This is a genomic window from Marinobacter halotolerans, assembly GCF_008795985.1.
GTDB classification, from domain to species: domain Bacteria; phylum Pseudomonadota; class Gammaproteobacteria; order Pseudomonadales; family Oleiphilaceae; genus Marinobacter; species Marinobacter halotolerans.
This window is the reverse complement of sequence record NZ_VMHP01000002.1, coordinates 1015476-1031163: the sequence shown is the minus strand read 5'-3', so window position 1 is coordinate 1031163 and position 15688 is coordinate 1015476. Positions and strand designations below refer to the sequence as shown.

Annotated in this window: 13 protein-coding genes; 8 read left to right on the top strand and 5 right to left on the bottom strand. The window is 56.7% G+C overall.

Features of this window, described 5'->3' with window-relative positions; genetic code table 11:
• The first annotated feature begins 132 nt into the window (after nucleotides 1–132).
• Complete coding sequence (locus FPL19_RS15060; protein WP_150913631.1) at nucleotides 133–762, top strand: J domain-containing protein; 630 nt, start codon at nucleotides 133–135, stop codon at nucleotides 760–762.
• 13 nt (nucleotides 763–775) lie between these two features.
• On the opposite strand, the gene FPL19_RS15055 is transcribed toward FPL19_RS15060, so the two are convergent.
• Together FPL19_RS15055 and FPL19_RS15050 are read right to left on the bottom strand one after the other, a co-directional pair.
• The gene (locus FPL19_RS15055; RefSeq protein ID WP_150913629.1) at nucleotides 776–2263 is read right to left on the bottom strand and encodes a flavin-containing monooxygenase; all 1488 of its coding nucleotides are present in this window, start codon (nucleotides 2261–2263) and stop codon (nucleotides 776–778) included.
• Nucleotides 2264–2350: 87 nt separating this feature from the next.
• Nucleotides 2351–3262 carry a LysR family transcriptional regulator gene (locus tag FPL19_RS15050; protein WP_150913627.1) on the bottom strand — a complete coding sequence of 304 codons (912 nt, stop codon included), beginning with the start codon at nucleotides 3260–3262 and terminating at the stop codon, nucleotides 2351–2353.
• Between the two features lie 118 nt (nucleotides 3263–3380).
• On the opposite strand from FPL19_RS15050, the gene FPL19_RS15045 reads away from it, so the two are divergent.
• Complete coding sequence (locus FPL19_RS15045; protein ID WP_150913625.1) at nucleotides 3381–5003, top strand: NADH-quinone oxidoreductase subunit L; 1623 nt, start codon at nucleotides 3381–3383, stop codon at nucleotides 5001–5003.
• Nucleotides 5000–7396, top strand: a complete 2397-nt coding sequence (locus FPL19_RS15040; RefSeq protein WP_150913623.1) for a YbcC family protein — start codon at nucleotides 5000–5002, stop codon at nucleotides 7394–7396. Before FPL19_RS15045 ends, FPL19_RS15040 begins: the two co-directional genes overlap by 4 nt.
• 3 nt (nucleotides 7397–7399) lie before the next feature.
• On the opposite strand, the gene FPL19_RS15035 is transcribed toward FPL19_RS15040, so the two are convergent.
• A complete protein-coding gene (locus FPL19_RS15035) occupies nucleotides 7400–8368 on the bottom strand; it encodes a beta-ketoacyl-ACP synthase III (protein ID WP_150913621.1) in 969 nt (322 codons plus the stop codon).
• 208 nt (nucleotides 8369–8576) lie between these two features.
• Between FPL19_RS15035 and FPL19_RS17560 the strand changes: the two genes are divergently transcribed.
• A complete protein-coding gene (locus tag FPL19_RS17560; protein ID WP_191965295.1) occupies nucleotides 8577–8732 on the top strand; it encodes a hypothetical protein in 156 nt (51 codons plus the stop codon).
• A 17-nt stretch (nucleotides 8733–8749) separates the two neighbouring features.
• On the opposite strand, the gene FPL19_RS15030 is transcribed toward FPL19_RS17560, so the two are convergent.
• Nucleotides 8750–9685, bottom strand: a complete 936-nt coding sequence (locus FPL19_RS15030; protein WP_191965294.1) for a peptidoglycan-binding domain-containing protein — start codon at nucleotides 9683–9685, stop codon at nucleotides 8750–8752.
• Between the two features lie 209 nt (nucleotides 9686–9894).
• Here FPL19_RS15030 and FPL19_RS15025 point away from each other — a divergent pair, with 209 nt between their 5' ends.
• From FPL19_RS15025 to FPL19_RS15010, 4 genes are read left to right on the top strand one after another with little or no spacing between them, the layout of a single operon-like run.
• Nucleotides 9895–11028: an ABC transporter substrate-binding protein gene (locus tag FPL19_RS15025; protein ID WP_191965293.1), complete on the top strand. Its 1134-nt coding sequence runs from the start codon at nucleotides 9895–9897 to the stop codon at nucleotides 11026–11028.
• Nucleotides 11029–11044: 16 nt separating this feature from the next.
• Nucleotides 11045–12622 (top strand): DUF4139 domain-containing protein, encoded by a 1578-nt coding sequence (locus FPL19_RS15020; RefSeq protein ID WP_150913615.1) that lies wholly within the window; start codon nucleotides 11045–11047, stop codon nucleotides 12620–12622.
• A gap of 18 nt (nucleotides 12623–12640) precedes the next feature.
• Complete coding sequence (locus FPL19_RS15015) at nucleotides 12641–13651, top strand: XdhC family protein (protein ID WP_150913614.1); 1011 nt, start codon at nucleotides 12641–12643, stop codon at nucleotides 13649–13651.
• Nucleotides 13652–13699: 48 nt separating this feature from the next.
• Nucleotides 13700–15160, top strand: a complete 1461-nt coding sequence (locus tag FPL19_RS15010) for a malate:quinone oxidoreductase (RefSeq protein WP_150913612.1) — start codon at nucleotides 13700–13702, stop codon at nucleotides 15158–15160.
• A gap of 45 nt (nucleotides 15161–15205) precedes the next feature.
• On the opposite strand, the gene FPL19_RS15005 is transcribed toward FPL19_RS15010, so the two are convergent.
• Nucleotides 15206–15589, bottom strand: a complete 384-nt coding sequence (locus FPL19_RS15005; RefSeq protein WP_150913610.1) for a hypothetical protein — start codon at nucleotides 15587–15589, stop codon at nucleotides 15206–15208.
• Nucleotides 15590–15688: the final 99 nt, after the last annotated feature.

Below are 15688 nucleotides of genomic sequence, written 5' to 3'. Positions count from 1 at the left end.
GTTGTCGTTCTATAATCTGCCGAGTGGAAGACGTGTAAGTCTGTTTATTATATTTACAGGCTATCGTAGGGGACTGCGGGCTTTTTGTCTCTCAAAAATGTAATGAATCTCAGGCCGGGGAGTGGCAGCTGTATGAATTGTTGGGAAATCCTTGGAATTGAACCTACGGATGATCGCCGCCGTATCCAGGATGCTTATGAGCAGCAGCTGCGGTTTGCTTCCGGAGAAGAGACTCGTCGCCTTGAAGAGGCGTACCGTGAAGCAGTGGGGGACAATTCAGCGCCTTTGGTTGAAGAGGCGAGCGAGTCGAAACAGATAACAGAAGGGGAAGACCGCGCCCTGGATGGCAATGAAAGCCAGGTGGTGCGGGAAGTGGTCATTCAGATCAAGGCCCTGCTGAACGATTCATCCCGGGCCCGTGACCTGGGCATCTGGAAGGCTATTCTTAACGAGCCGCCTGCAGACCAGCCACCGCTTCGTCGCGAGATTGGCCGGCAGCTTGAACCGCAGCTGCGGCCGATGGCTGAAAACGGCAACTTCCCGGCACCAGTCGCCGAATACCTGGGGAACTGGTTTGGCTGGTTCAGCTCTGAGCAGGTTCAGGATCTGCAGGATGACCCTCAGCAGCGGGAGGGAGGCAGAGCGGAAGCGTCGGACGATCAGCAACCACAGATGGTAAATTTCTGGCCTGCGGTGGTGGGCTGGATTGTGGCACTGGCTGTCCTCGCGACCCTGTTCAGTGGCATGGGTGGTGGCGGTTAGCAGCGCTGACCCATTAGCCAGTGGGCCGGAAGAAATCAAAATCTTCCGGATCCACGCTGGCAGTCTCTCGGCGATAGGTAAAGGTGAACCCCGGCCAGTTAATGGTGTTTTTGCCGTTCTTGTTCAGATACCAGGAATGGCAGCCTGATTCCCAGACACTGTTGGTCAGTCGTTCCTGTATGTGCGAGGCAAACCGTTCCAGTCGCTCGGGTTTTACGTCCATTGCCAGTCCCGGAGTCTCCTGCAATCGGGTGATACAGCTCATCACATAGCGTACCTGGGATTCCAGCATGAAAACGATGCTGTTATGGGCCAGGTTAGTGTTGGGGCCATAGAGCATAAAAAAGTTCGGGAAGCCGGATATGGTAATACCTTTATAAGCTTCGGCACCATTGCGCCAGGCCTCGTTCAGGCTTTTGCCATCACGCCCGGCAATGGTCATGGGTGTCAGAAACTGTGATGCGGCAAATCCGGTTCCAAGAATGAGTGTATCGGCCTTGTGCAGCGCGCCATCGGTGGTCACCACACCGTCACGAACAACACGCTCGATGTCAGTGGTAACCAGGTCAACGTGCTCCTGGTCCACAGCCTGATACCAATCGTTGGATATCAGTATGCGTTTGCAGCCAATCTGGTAATCAGGGATCAGATCCCTGCGTTTCTGGCGGTTGCGAACCTGGCTACGGGCGAAGCGTTTGGCCTGCCAGGCGAAAATATTCAGCAGGCTGTTAAACCGTGTGAAGGCCAGTGCACGGCTTTCGTTCTTCCAATAGATCAGGAACCGATAAAGCCTGTCCCAGGCTGGAATCTTCTGAAACAGCGTCTGCTCCCATTTCCTGAAAGGGCGATCCGGTTTCGGCAGAACCCAGGCCGCAGATCGCTGGAACAGGCTCAGGGATTTCACTTTCGGAACAATTTCCGGCACAAACTGGATGGCGCTGGCACCGGTGCCGATCACGGCAACATTGCGCCCCTCAAGCGGGTAATCGTGGTCCCAGCGGGCGGAATGGAAAAGCTTCCCCTTAAACGAATCCAGGCCCGGAATATTCGGCCAGGCTGGCTGATTGAGCTGACCCGTCGCGGTAATCACAATGTCGGCGATGTAAGCGTCACCCCCAGAGGTTTCCACCCGCCATTGGTTGGTGGACTCATTGAAACTGGCCGAAAGCACTTCCTGGTTGAGCCGGATGTGTTCTGCCAGGCCGTATTTATCCACGCAGGACTTCATATAGCCCAGGATTTCCTGCTGCAGCCCGAATTTCCTGGACCAATCGTGTTTCGGCTCGAAAGAAAACGAATAAAAATGGGACTGCACGTCGCAGGCTGCCCCGGGATAGGTGTTATCCCGCCAGGTGCCGCCAACCTCAGACGCCTTTTCCAGCAACGTGAACTGGCTGAATCCGGCCTCTTTGAGCTGGATCGCCATGCAGAGGCCGCCAAACCCGGTTCCGATAATCAGAATCGACGGATCTCTTTGATTGCTCTGGTGATTCATCGGCATGGCTGTCCTCAGGGTGGTGGATCTTATCTCCGACGGTAGTATAAGGGGAGTGATTCAATAGTGAGATGACTTTTCACAACAGCCCGGCTAGTCAGAATGATCACCGGCCGGCCAGTTCAGGAAGCTGTCGGCTGGCTGGGCGAGTAGCTCCCGCAGGGCCGGTGTCTCGAACTGCCGCCGGATACTGATGGCATAGAATTCCTCGAAAACGCCGGGCAGGGCGCCATAATCTGCCAGTGCACCGGATTTCAGTTCATCCCGCACCACAACCGGTGGCAGAATGGCGAAATGGCCAGTATCACGGGTAAGCAGGCGCATCATCGCCATGTCATCTACCTCGGCAGCGATGCTTGGGCGAAGCAGGTGGTACTCGCAAAGCTGATCAAAGGCCTGGCGAATATTGTTGTTCTGACCGGGAACGATAAGGCTTTGCCCCCGCAGCATCCCCACAAAATCGCCGGTAAACGTTACTCCAGGCGGTCCAATAATGCTTACGGGTTGTTTCGCAATCAGTCGGGACCGCCAAGGGTTCTGTTCATCTCCCTGAACGGCCTGATTGGAGAGAATCAGATCCAACCGGTGAGCCGATAGCCGCCTCAGTAGTTCATCGATATGGCTGCTCTGCAGGCTCAGCTCGAGGTCTTCCCGGTTCAGCAACGGCTGAAGAAACCCCTCCTGAAAATTTCGCGACAGAGTCGCCACCGCACCGATCCGCAGGATTTCCCGGTTCGGCTGCGCACCGTTGGCGAACAGCGCAGACAGCTCTTCTCCCTGACGGAAAATCTCTTCTGCGTAGGAAAACGCCATGCGACCCGCTTCGGACAATTTAAGTCGGCGGCCTTCCCGGATAAACAGGTCGTGGCCGAGGCTCTCCTCCAGCTTCCGGATCTGGCCGGACAGGGCAGACTGGGAGATATGGAGGGATTCAGCCGCCTTTGTGAGATGGCCAGTGCGGGCCACCTTCCAGAAATAGTAAAGATGATGATAATTGAGCTTCATCGAATAACGTTCTTTAAAAACGAATGAAGCGTTCATTATAAACCATTTTTTATATGATTCTAGCTGGGGCAGAGTAGCGGAATCCTTCGAACGTAACGGAAAACAGGAAGTTTGCCCCATGAATCCGCTCGCTGAATTTACAACGTTGCTGGGCCTGACACTCTGGCTGATGGTGCCGGTTGCACTCTTTTTTCTTGCCGGGTTGAGTAGCTGGCTCAAAAACCCGCTCAAAATTGATCACTGCTGGCGTATCGCCGGTGGCCTCTTGTTGGGTTCCATGGCTGCCTCACTGATCGTTGCGCTGCTTCTCGTTATCCAGCCGTCGGCCGGTTCGGGTAACACGACTCTTGCCACGCTTGGTAACAGGATCGGCCTGTATCCCGATGGCATCGCAGTCTGGATGGCATTGATGGTTGCCTTTGTTGGCTGGGTAATCCTGCGGTACGCCGATACCTACCTTAGCCAGGATCCGGGGCGTGACCGGTTTCTTCCCTGGTTCCTGGTCACCATTGCGTCGGTTCTGGTGCTTGTGTTTACCAATCATCTGCTGGTCATGACCGGCGCCTGGATCGGCGTCAGCCTGGCGTTACACCATCTGCTGACGCTCTACCAGGAGCGGCCCCAGGCGCGAATGGCCGCGGTCCAGAAATTTATCGTCAGCCGCATCGGCGACCTGATGGTGGTTGCCGGTGTTATCTTCCTGTATCTGCATTACGGAACCTTCTACCTGCCCGAGATGATCGCTAACGAGTCGGCAAGGGCAGGTGGCTCAGAGCATTTGACCATGGCTTCTGTCGTTCTGGCACTGGCGGCGGCACTCAAATGCGCCCAGATACCCTTTCATGGCTGGCTTATCCGTGTGATGGAGGCGCCGACGCCGGTTTCAGCTCTGCTGCATGCTGGAGTGATCAACCTTGGTGGCTTCCTGTGGCTGCGTCTTTTCCCCGTATTTGACGGCTTTACCCTCGGCCATCTGATACTGCTGACCGTTGGTGGATTTACCGCGCTGGTGGCGGTGCTTACCATGATGACCCAACACTCGGTAAAGCACGCTCTTGCCTGGTCTACCTGCGCCCAAATGGGGTTCATGCTTTTTGAGATCGGCATGGGCGCTTACACCCTGGCGCTTCTTCATCTTTTGGCCCATTCCCTTTACAAGGCCCACTCCTTTCTCGCTGCCGGTCGGACGGTCGCTGTTTCTGCCAGTGGAGGTTTCCCCCAGGCACCAATTGCCAGGCGTCTGTTCCTGGCGGGTTCAACTGGCCTGGTAGCGGCCCTGATACTGGTTCAGGCTCCCTGGATTGTGGAAGAAAACGCGATTCTCGGTTCACTGCTAGTGTTTGCCGTTACCGCCTCGGCTCTTGGCATACCCGCAGGAGCCGGGCCAGCACTCCGCTTCCGACTGGCCCTGATGGCGCTATTGCTCGTGCCGGTCTATTCGCTCCTTCATCTGCTGGTGGGACCTGCGGTTGGTGCCCACGACTCGCCAATACAGATACCCGCAGTCGCTTATGTGCTTGGCACCATGATGGTGGGATTGCTGGCCACTCTTTCACTGCTCATTCAGCTTGGTAGCCGTTACCGTTTTGCCCGGCGGCTTTGCGGACATTTCCGTCATGGCTTGTATCTTGAGTTGCCGTTCGACCGGCTAACGGGCCGGCTTGCGACGAAAGCCCTGGAAGTACCTTCCATGGTTCGCCGGGTTCCTCATCATCCCTTCACACTGGAGAAAAGGTCATGATCGGTCTGGAAAACTGGCGGGACTCTTTTAGCAAAGCTTGCGATCTTGTGGCTCCAGTCTGGCCCCTGGATCAATGGATTGCCGTGAACCCGTTCTGGGGGCTGAGACACCTGCCAGCGTCACGGGTTGACGGGCTGCTGCAGGAAAGAGCGGGTATCAGTACGCTTATGCCCCGGGATTTCTATCGTGAGGCCTGGGAGGGCGGGCGGATCCAGCAACAGGATCTGCAAGCGAGCATTGAGGAGATTGGACAGGACGGGCGGGTTGCCGCTGATTATCTTGCCTTGATTAAACGCCCTGCTGCGTCCACAGAACCCGGCCAATTCTCGATACTGGACAGAAACCTGGCGCAGACCGCCCGGGATAAGGTGTCCAAAGCATGTGGAGCCTTCTTTGACCAGAGGCAGGGCCGCTGGTCCACAGGTAAATGCGGCTCTGAGACTGATCTTTTTGCCTTCTGGCTGGAGTCTGTACGTGAGGACCGGTCCCTGGATTTCAGCACCGGCCTTACTGGCGCCCGGGCGTTCTTCAAATCCGTACCGGATACCATGGATGATGCGATTGCCAACGCCGTCAAAGCGATCGGCGTCTCCGGTCGAGATCTCGAAGCGCTTAGTCACAGCCTGCTTCTCGGAATCAATGGCTGGGCCTCGTGGTGCCGCGGAGTGGATTGGCGTGCCGGGCTTGAGGGAAAATCCTCCTACCGCTGCGGCGAATTGCTGGCCATCATGCTGGTCTGGGAATCCCTGGGCTTTCATTTTGCGTCTACCAGCCAGAAGGCCGATTGGCAAAAGCGCAAAACCCATCTCCATCGAGGCGGCAATCATTCCGACCGTGCCGCACTATGGGTCTGGCAGCGAGCCCTGGAGATTGGCTATCAGCGCAGTCTGTGGCACGCACTGGACTCGTCTGGTTCGAAGGAAAAGCCACCGTCACTGCCGGAGCCGGCGGCACCTGAAGCCCAGGCGGTGTTCTGTATCGATGTGCGCTCTGAAGTGATTCGCCGGCACCTCGAGCAGGCCTACCCGGGTGTGCAGACGATCGGCTTTGCCGGCTTCTTTGGCATGCCCATCGAACACCACCAGCACGGGCCATTCGAACCCAAACGACGCCTTCCCGGGTTGCTGCCTTCCTCCTGCCGCCTGGTCGATACCAAAGGTAGTCTTAAAGAGGACATGGCGGAGAACAGAGCCAGAGACCAGAAGGAGATCACACGGGAGTCAGTCCGGGAGGCCAAGTACGGCAGCCTGTCCACCTTCACTCTGGTGGAGACCACTGGCCTGGCCTGGGCCTGGAAACTGCTCAGGGACAGCCTCAAAATTGGCCCGAGCAGCAGTTCTCAGCAAACTGTCGAAGGGCGGCTGGTACACGGCTACAGCGGCGACCCGCTGTCCGACAAAGAGAAAGCAACAATGGTCGCCAACATGCTTCGCGGTATGTCATTAACCAGCGGATTTGCGCCGCTGCTGACATTTGTCGGGCATGGCAGCCATACCAATAACAACCCGAATCATGCCGGGCTGGAATGCGGTGCCTGTGGCGGCCAGAGCGGTGGCGTGAACGCCCGTCTTGCAGCCAGTCTGGTGAACGATCCTCAGGTGCGGGCCGGGCTGGCAGAGCAGGGCATCCGGATTCCCGATTACACCTGGGCGATTGCTGCCGAACACTGCACGGTCACCGATACCGTGTCCATTGCCGATCGCCATCAGGTGCCTGATTCCCATATCCAGAGACTGGCCGACCTGGAGAACGCATTTGCAGAAGCAGGTCTGGCGGTTCGCCGGGAACGCGCCACCGCGCTGAAGCTGAACGGTTTGGGCGACCAGGATCTGAAAGACGCCATGGAGATGAGAACCCGTGACTGGTCCGAAGTTCGGCCGGAATGGGGCCTGGCGAATAACGCGGCCATCATTTTCGCCAAACGCAGCCGAACCCGCGGCAGGAATCTGGGCGGACGGGTATTCCTGCACGACTATGACCCCACGCAGGATGAGGACGGTAGCCTGCTGGAAGGCCTGTTGGCCGCTCCGATGGTCGTCGCCAACTGGATCAACCTTCAGTACTTTGCGTCGGTGACCGGTCCCGATACCTACGGATCGGGGAACAAGCTGCTTCATTCTGTCGTCGGGGGAAATCTGGGGGTTGTGGAGGGCAATAGCAGCGAGCTCAGAATCGGCCTACCGATTCAATCGGTACATGATGGCAAGCACTGGCGCCATGAGCCATTGCGCCTGACGGTATTGATCGATGCACCCGCTGAACGGATCGAATCGGTGATTCAGCGCCAGCCGGATGTCGCCGCACTGGTCGATAACCAGTGGGTATGCCTGCACCGGTTGGCGGCTAACGGCGCCGAGCGTTACGACAATGGCCTGTGGGTAAGCGTGGCGTGAGAATCAGTATCTCAGCAGTGCCGAGCCCCAGGTAAAGCCGCCCCCGAAGGCTTCCAGCAAAACAACTTCGTTGCGCCGGATTCTGCCGTCGCGAACGGCAACGTCCAGCGCCAGGGGAATGGAGGCGGCGGAGGTGTTGCCGTGTTTATTCACGGTAACCACCACCTGGTCCATGGACATATTAAGCTTTCGGGCCGTTGCAGAAATGATACGCAGGTTGGCTTGGTGAGGCACCAGCCAGTCTACATCGGACTTCTGCATCTGATTGGCTTCCAGGGTTTCATCCACAATCTTGCCCAGGGTATTGACGGCAATCTTGAACACCTCGTTGCCTTTCATGTGAACATGGCCCTTGCCAGCACGTACCTGGTCAAAACCGTCACCAATCCCGTAGGGCACGTGAAGCAGGTTTTGGTATTGGCCATCGGCGTGAATGTGGGTCGACAGAATGCCGGTTTCCTCACTGGTCTCCAGGATTACGGCGCCGGCGCCGTCCCCGAACAGAACACAGGTGCCGCGGTCTTCCCAGTCGAGAATCCGGGAGAACAGCTCAGACCCCACAACCAGAACTTTCTTGCTGCTGCCGGTTTTGATGAATTTGTCCGCCACCGATAGGGCGTAGACGAAACCGCTGCAGACAGCCTGGATATCAAACGCCGGACAGCCGTGAATGCCCAGTCGGGCCTGAAGAATGCACGCCGAACTGGGGAAGATCTTGTCCGGGGTAGAGGTGGCGAATACGATCAGATCAATGTCTGACGGATTAATGCCAGCCGCTTCGATTGCCCGCCGCGACGCCTGCTCGGCAAGATCGACCGTGGTCTGACCTTCAATCGCTATGTGGCGCTGCTCAATGCCGGTGCGTTCACGAATCCACTCGTCACTGGTGTCAACAAGCTTCTCCATCTCCCGGTTGGTCATGACATTGTCGGGAAGATAGGAACCCGTCCCGGCAATTCGCGCATAGGTCATGCAGTTTTCCTTCAGGTCCACGGATGGTTTCGGATTAAGTCTGCAACCATCCTATACCCCCGAAACCTCCCGCAGCTATTAGCGATTTGTCAAAGGCTTAATAGGTGTATCCAAGTATGGGGGCGGCTGGGCAGATTCCATACAATAGCAACCTATTCAGATAAACCTCCGGCAATGCCGGATTGATCACTCAGAGGACAGAAAAGAAATGAAGAAGGCGGTATCAGTATTCAAAGGTTGGCGTAAAAAGCGGGACTTCATTAACCTGGTGCTGACTAAAGACGCAAGACTACTCAACGACGTGGGTTATCGGCCCGAAATCATTGAGCAGCGTCTCAAAACACCATTCTGGAAATTTGTCTGAACCTGCGGAAACGCGGCTCAGACCATCCATCCGAACAGAAAATCGAACATCTTCGTCAGGAAGTTACCACTGCTTTCTGATGACGCGGGGCGCTCCGGGGAACTGCTTTCCAGGGGCCGCTCCGCAGCTTGTTGAACGCCTTGCGTCGCTTCCATGCTCGCCACATCGTTTACATCGTCACCGGCCACTTCAACGCTTTTATCCCCGGCATCCTCAGCGTCCGCCTGTTTGGCCTCAGGCTTGTTTTTGTCAATCGGCTGGTTGTCAGATCGAGTGATTGATGCAATTTGTATGGGTTCCGACGTCGGCTCCGACTCAGGCTGCTTCTGAACAGGAGTCTGTGCATTGGCTTCAGGTTTGGCAGGCTCAGGCGGTGCAGTGACGACTTGTGGTTCAGGCTCGGGCTCTGAACGGGTTTCTGGAGCTTTCTTCACCACCGGCGCCGCTTTTTCCACGACCACGGGTTCCGGTGCTGGCTTCGGCTCGGGTTCAGGTACCGGTGCACTCACAGCCGCGACCACAGGCTCTGGCTCTGGCTGAGGTTCAGGCCTCGAACGGGGCTGCGGTTCCGGGGCGGTTCGGGGCGCCGGCTTGGCCAGGGAAGCGGCAACAAGCCCCAGTTCTTTCCGCGCTGCCTCTCGGCTTGCCACGACATTGCCACCCATCAACTCGGACGACTGCCCGGAAATACCCAGCGCATTCAGCGTGTCAGAATCCAGTTCACCGGTGGCTGCGAGCCCCGGCCGGTCTGCCTGGAATTTGCGGAGTGCCTGGCGAAAGCTGTCATCGATCCAGCCATCCGCCTGACCGATGCTGTATCCAGCGCCATAAAGTGCGTTTTCCGCGGAAAATACCGCTTGTACCGATGCGGCCTGGGCAATGGAGCAGGCTGTCAGCGCGGCGGACAAACAGGCGCCTTTCAAAACAGGGGCAACAGCCAGTCGACGTCTCATGAGGTCATCCTCCATGGAAGACTTACGGTGCTTTTTTATTGAGTTTTCAAAGTATCAGTAAACGCCGCACCAACCCATGACGCAGTTAACAATTGCAGAAAAGTAATGAAGTGTTTCAAAAGGTAGCTTTAAGGCGGTTCAGTGGCAGTGGTAGTTTATTTCGGTTGATAATAGGCCGAGTAAACCGGCAACCTTTCCGAGGAGTTATTGTGCGTTTAAAGGCGTTTGCCATTCTGATCCTGAGTCATGCCTTTTTATTCACTTCACCGGCCAGGGCGACGGACGGGTCATCATCCATTGAGGTTGTCTTCCTGTCTCCGGACACTTCGCGTTTCTGGCAGTTGGTTGGCGGATTCATGGAAGCCGTTGCCGACGATCTTGAAATCGATCTCACCATCTATACGGACCAGAGCAAGAACCGTTACAGTTATCGCGAACTACTGGAAACCGTACTTTCCCGCCCAGACCGGCCCGATTACATTATTCTGATGTGTAAAGAAAAGGTGACACACGAGATGCTCACCATGATCGGTGAAGCCGGGGTCGAGGCGTTCACTTTCAATACAGCAGTTCCGGACGAAGAAATTCGCCTGACCGGGCAACCGAGGGAAAAGCTCGCCCACTGGATCGGCCACGTTTCTCCTGACAATTTTACGGCCGGTTACACCCTGGCCAATGAACTCTATCAGCGACACTGGCACCTGAACGGGGCAGCACCCCAGGCGCTGATCGGCCTTACCGGTACACGAGACTCCTCGGCGGCCGTTGACCGAAACCAGGGCCTGTACACTGCGCTTTCGGAATATTCGCCTCTGGTTAGCCAAGTAGTTTTCGCCAACTGGGAGAGCCAGGAAGCGGCTGAAAAGGTGGGGCGGCTGATCGATCGATACCCGCAACTGGATCTGGTCTGGAGCGCCAGTGACGGTATGGCGCTTGGGGCGATTGCCGCCCTCGAAAACAAAGGACTCGTCCCGGGACAGGATGCGTTTGTGGGCGGTATAGACTGGGAACCCCGGGCACTTGATGAGATTGCAGAAGGCCGGCTGGAACTCAGCCTGGGGCGACACTTCATGGGGGGCGGCCTGGCCCTGTTGCTGATTCGCGATTTTCACTCCGGATACGATTTTGCTGATCAGGGTAACGTGTCCATGAATTATCGGTTCACCGTGGCGGACCAGAGTAACCTGCCTGCCGTCCGCCAGGTGATGGACCCGCTAAACTGGGAGTTGGCAGATTTCAGGCGCTTCAGCCGTTATTACAACGAACGTATTCGTTCAGAACCGGTCACAGCATCCGGGCTGCTGGACCAATTCATGGGCGCCCTGAGCCCCGGTTTTCGCTGACACAGATGGAAACACTATGAAACTGCCAATCGCTCTGCTTGTTCTCGGCCTGCCGTTTTCAGCCCAGGCAAAGGTAACATCCGCCACGCTATTTCCATCCCATGCGCAGGTTGTGTGGGAGGAAACCGCATCCCTCAAAGAAGGCGGCGGCGAGATAACCGTTCGTGGGCTGCCTGTTTCCATGCAGGACCAGACCCTGATGGCAGAGTTACAGGGTGTTACCGGCGTTCAGATACAACGGGTCGGGATTCGGCAGGTGGAGCAGGCGGAAGTTGTCGCTGAATCCACCCGGCAATTGCAACTCGCGCTGGAAAAGGTAGAACAGGCGATCGGTACCCGGGAAGACGAGATCCAGGCCTGGAATCAACAGGTGACGCTGATGGCCAAAGCGGCCGCTACCCCGGGGGAAGTCACCGCATCGGAGCTGGTATCACTGGCAAATACGGTACAGGAGAGCACCCGCAAGGCTCTGGCCAGAATTCGCGAGATCAGACAGGCCATGGCCAACGACATCGCTGAACGGGACCGGATCAAGCGAGAGCTCGCCGCCACATCCCAGAATGCCAGGGCCACCAAGAACGTAACCATCGTCTATCAGGCACCAAGAGCAGGGCAGGCAACCATTGAACTTCAGTACCAGACCCCGGATGCGGGCTGGCACAGCCAGTACAATGCGAGGCTTGCAACGGAGCAGAGTGGCACCGACGGAAGCCTGAAGCTGGAGCATCTGGCATCCATCCGCCAGGCCACGGGAATAGACTGGACGGATATCCGGCTTTCCCTTTCCACTGCAAACACCAACCTGGGAACCGACATTCCGCCTCTTAACCCCTGGGTGGTATCGCCCGGCGTGAACTCGCTGTATCGGGCAAAAGGTGCGCCTGCGTCCATGGACATGATCCAGTCAGAGGCCATGAGTGCTCCCCGGAGCGCCAGCGTTCAGAACGAAGGCGCGTTCACCCAAAGCTACCGACTGGAAGCACCGGTAACACTGGCCAGTGGAAATCAGGAACAGTTCGTTGCCGTTGCCACCTACAAGATGCCGGTTTCCATAGAGACACGCTTCTTTCCCGCGATGGACACCAACGGGTTCATTCATGCCACCGGCACCTACGATGGTGAGGTATCGCTGCAGTCAGGCCCGGTTACCCTCTATCGTGACGGGCAGTCGGTAGGTCGCGTCTTTATTGAAAAGCTTTCAGCGGGAAGTGAGCTGTCCATGGGCTTCGGAGTTAACGACCGCGTGGTTGCAGAGGTGGTTAATGTCCAGAACCAGCAGGGGCAGCGGGGCATCTTCAATGGCAAAAAATACGTCCGCCATATCAATCGTTACGAAATCACCAACAACCACCCGAAATCGGTGGCCGTTCGGGTGTTTGACAGGCTTCCGGTCTCCCGACAGGACAGCCTGACCGTGGAGCCCCTGGAAATAACTGAACCGGTTTCCCGCAATGCCCGGGACATCAAGGGAATACTTGCATGGCAGCGGACGATCGAACCCGGTGCAACGCTGACACTGCAGTCAGGTTTTGAACTGCGTGTACCGGAAGAGGCTGAACTGCCGCCTGAATTCCAGACCGGCCCTACAAACTGATCAACTGAACGGATGACCATGCAAAGCCTGGATTATCGGGTTATCGAACAGGCCGTCGAATGGTTGGCCAGCGACAGAACGGTATGGCTGTGCACCGTGCTGTCCACTTTTGGCTCGTCACCCCGGGAGCCGGGTTCAATGATGGTTGCCGCATCCGACGGAGAGCATCTGGGATCGCTGTCCGGTGGCTGTGTCGAAGACGATTTTCTGGAACGGGTGACGAACGGCGAATATTTACTACCAACGGTTGTTGTGCGTTATGGCGACCCTGCTGATGGTCAGGAAAATTCCCGCATCAGCCTACCTTGTGGCGGCATTCTTGACGTATTAGTGGAGCGGTTATCACCCCAACCGGAAAGCATTGACCACCTGGAACTGGTAAAAGCAGCGCTTGCCGGCAAAGGAGACCAGACCCGGCATGTTCGACTGGCTGATGGTACCCACTGGCTGGAAAAGGGTGCCCCCATCGGCCCCAGGGTTGTCAGAGATAACGCTGAAGACCGTGTCGAAATTCGTGTTGGCCCTGTGGCCAGACTGATTCTTGCCGGGTACTCAACGGTTGCGGAAGCCTGCGCCACGTTTGCGGTCAGTCTGGGCTACGAAGTGGTGCTCTGTGACCCAAGGGAAGAGGTGACCCGAGGGCTTGCGATGCCGGAGGGCGTTGAGTTCGTGCCATTGCTTCCTTCCCTGTATATTGCCTCGGACGGTGCCTGTGGTGCTTCGACCGCGGTGGTTGCCGTAACCCATGATCCCCGGATTGACGACCTGGCGATGATGGCAGCGGTCAAGACCGGCGCCAGCTATATCGGTGTGATGGGCTCAATGCGCACCAGCGGTGCGCGGGCAGAGCGTCTGCGGCGCACCGGGGGGCTGAGTGAGGCCGAGATCGCCCGCATTCACATGCCGATCGGACTGGACATCGGCAGCAAGACACCGGCCGAAATAGCGTTGTCCATCATGGCGGATATCGTGCGGGTCAGGCGTGGGAAACACCATGTCCGGATTGACACCGATACCCTTCAACCATAAGACTTTGTTGTTTAAATTCAGAAAAATGCACACTGACGGGCAGATTCTATGAACGTAATCATCATCGGCGCAGGGATCATGGGTACCACCTTTGCGACACTGGCAAAGGAAATGGCACCGGATCTAGACATCACCATTCTGGAAAGGCTCGGGGGACCCGGCGAGGGCAACTCCTCGGCTTTCTGGAACGCCGGCACAGGGCATGAGGCCAACTGTGAGCTGAACTACACTCCGGTGGATGAAGAGGTTATTTCAGTCGAAAAGGCGCTGAAGATTCACGCCCAGTTCAACGTGGCCAAACAGTTCTGGGCCCACCTGGTCGAGAAGGGCGCCATCAAGGACCCGCAGAGCTTCATTAACCAGACCAAGCACTGCACCATCGTTCCGGAGCCGGCAATAGAGGAGCTGCGGTTACGCTATAAAGAAATGTCCGCCCACCATTTCTTCGAGAACATGCGCTATTCCGAGGACTTCGACCAGATCAAGGAGTGGATTCCCTACACAATGGAAGGGCGCCCACGCCATGAAAAAATGGCAGCGACCGTTATTGAAACCGGCACAGACGTCAATTTTGGCGCCCTGACCCGCCAGATGGCTTCTCACGCGGTGAATGACCTGGGCGTAAAAATTGAATACGGCACTCACGTAAAGCGCGTCCATAAAAGCCCCACCGGACGCTGGGTGATTGAGGCCGAGCAGGAAGGGCGGCCGGTTCAGCATAAAGCAGACGTTCTGTTTGTCGGTGCCGGCGGCGGCGCATTCCCCTTGCTGAAAAAGAGCCACCTGCCGTTCCGCAACCGGTTCACCGGCTTCCCGGTGGGCGGGCGGTTCCTCCAGGCGCCTCTTACTGAAGAACAGGCGAAAGACTACCGTGCAAAAACCTACGGTAAAGCCAAGGTTGGTGCGCCTCCCATGTCGGTTCCGCATCTGGATCTGCGGGTCGTGGACGGCAAGCATTATCTGCTGTTCGGTCCGTTTGCATCCTTCAAACCGGTGCTTGAGCGGGGCCGCGGATTTTTTGATTACCTCAAATCGATTCGCCTGCACGATATTCCGGGCCTGCTGAATGTCTGCCTTGAGCACTTCCCGCTGGTGAAATACCTGGTGTCCGAAACCTTCAAGGGCAGAAAGAGCATGATGGAGGAACTCGAGTCCTTTGCCCCCGGTCTTAGCAAGAAGTTCGACTGGGAACCGATCGAAGCCGGTCAGCGGGTGCAGATCATCAAGGACGGAGATCTGCAGATGGGTACAGAGATTCTGGTGTCCAGAGACAAGACCTACGGCACCCTGCTCGGGGCATCGCCCGGGGCTTCGGTATCGCCCGAGGTTATGTTGAGGGCTCTGCAACAATTGCTGCCAGCGGTCTATGAGAAAGACGAGGTCAAAGAAAAGATCAAGAAAATCTTCCCGGAAGACAATCTTGAACGATTGGCCAATGATGCTGATCGGTACCGGGAAATACGTGATGCGGTGAACCAGCGTCTGGGCATCAACAAGTCCGAGGCGTAATCGCCCTCAGAAACAGGGCTGCCCGATGCAGGCAGCCCTGATCATTCATTTAACGGTATTGCCTTCAATCAACATACCATTGCCTTTAATGTCACCGTCCTGGCGCAGGACCATGGATGGCCCGTCAATGCTGACACCATAACAGGTGGGAGCTTCCCCATAGGCGAAACACATTTCGCCGTCTTTGGTGGTCCACTTGCCTTTATAGCCCTTCCCATGAATTGTACCGTCCGGCGCGTAATATTCGTTGAAGCCGGAGTTAGCTTCACTCATGCTGCCCTGGTAGGAATGATTGCTGACCGCGTTGGCGATCGCGTCAGCGCTGGGCGCATCTGCCGCGCCGGCCATTGCGGGCACCAAAAGCGCGGCAAACGCGAAAGACTTGGCCAGAGTGGTAGGCACACGGTTTTCTGGACTGGACAGGTTCATAGATCGGATCCTTTCAATTTGTTCTAAATTGGTTTGAACCTCTTTGAGTACGCGGTTCAGGTCCTCCGGGATCATTGCCCGTAATAGTGCCGAACAGGA

Excerpts from the sequence above, each read along its gene's own strand:
- FPL19_RS15060 (WP_150913631.1), top strand. The coding sequence starts at position 133 with ATGAATTGTTGGGAAATCCTTGGAATTGAACCTACGGATGATCGCCGC.
- FPL19_RS15055 (WP_150913629.1), bottom strand. The coding sequence starts at position 2,263 with ATGCCGATGAATCACCAGAGCAATCAAAGAGATCCGTCGATTCTGATT.
- FPL19_RS15050 (WP_150913627.1), bottom strand. The coding sequence starts at position 3,262 with ATGAAGCTCAATTATCATCATCTTTACTATTTCTGGAAGGTGGCCCGC.
- FPL19_RS15045 (WP_150913625.1), top strand. The coding sequence starts at position 3,381 with ATGAATCCGCTCGCTGAATTTACAACGTTGCTGGGCCTGACACTCTGG.
- FPL19_RS15040 (WP_150913623.1), top strand. The coding sequence starts at position 5,000 with ATGATCGGTCTGGAAAACTGGCGGGACTCTTTTAGCAAAGCTTGCGAT.
- FPL19_RS15035 (WP_150913621.1), bottom strand. The coding sequence starts at position 8,368 with ATGACCTATGCGCGAATTGCCGGGACGGGTTCCTATCTTCCCGACAAT.
- FPL19_RS17560 (WP_191965295.1), top strand. The coding sequence starts at position 8,577 with ATGAAGAAGGCGGTATCAGTATTCAAAGGTTGGCGTAAAAAGCGGGAC.
- FPL19_RS15030 (WP_191965294.1), bottom strand. The coding sequence starts at position 9,685 with ATGAGACGTCGACTGGCTGTTGCCCCTGTTTTGAAAGGCGCCTGTTTG.
- FPL19_RS15020 (WP_150913615.1), top strand. The coding sequence starts at position 11,045 with ATGAAACTGCCAATCGCTCTGCTTGTTCTCGGCCTGCCGTTTTCAGCC.
- FPL19_RS15015 (WP_150913614.1), top strand. The coding sequence starts at position 12,641 with ATGCAAAGCCTGGATTATCGGGTTATCGAACAGGCCGTCGAATGGTTG.
- FPL19_RS15010 (WP_150913612.1), top strand. The coding sequence starts at position 13,700 with ATGAACGTAATCATCATCGGCGCAGGGATCATGGGTACCACCTTTGCG.
- FPL19_RS15005 (WP_150913610.1), bottom strand. The coding sequence starts at position 15,589 with ATGAACCTGTCCAGTCCAGAAAACCGTGTGCCTACCACTCTGGCCAAG.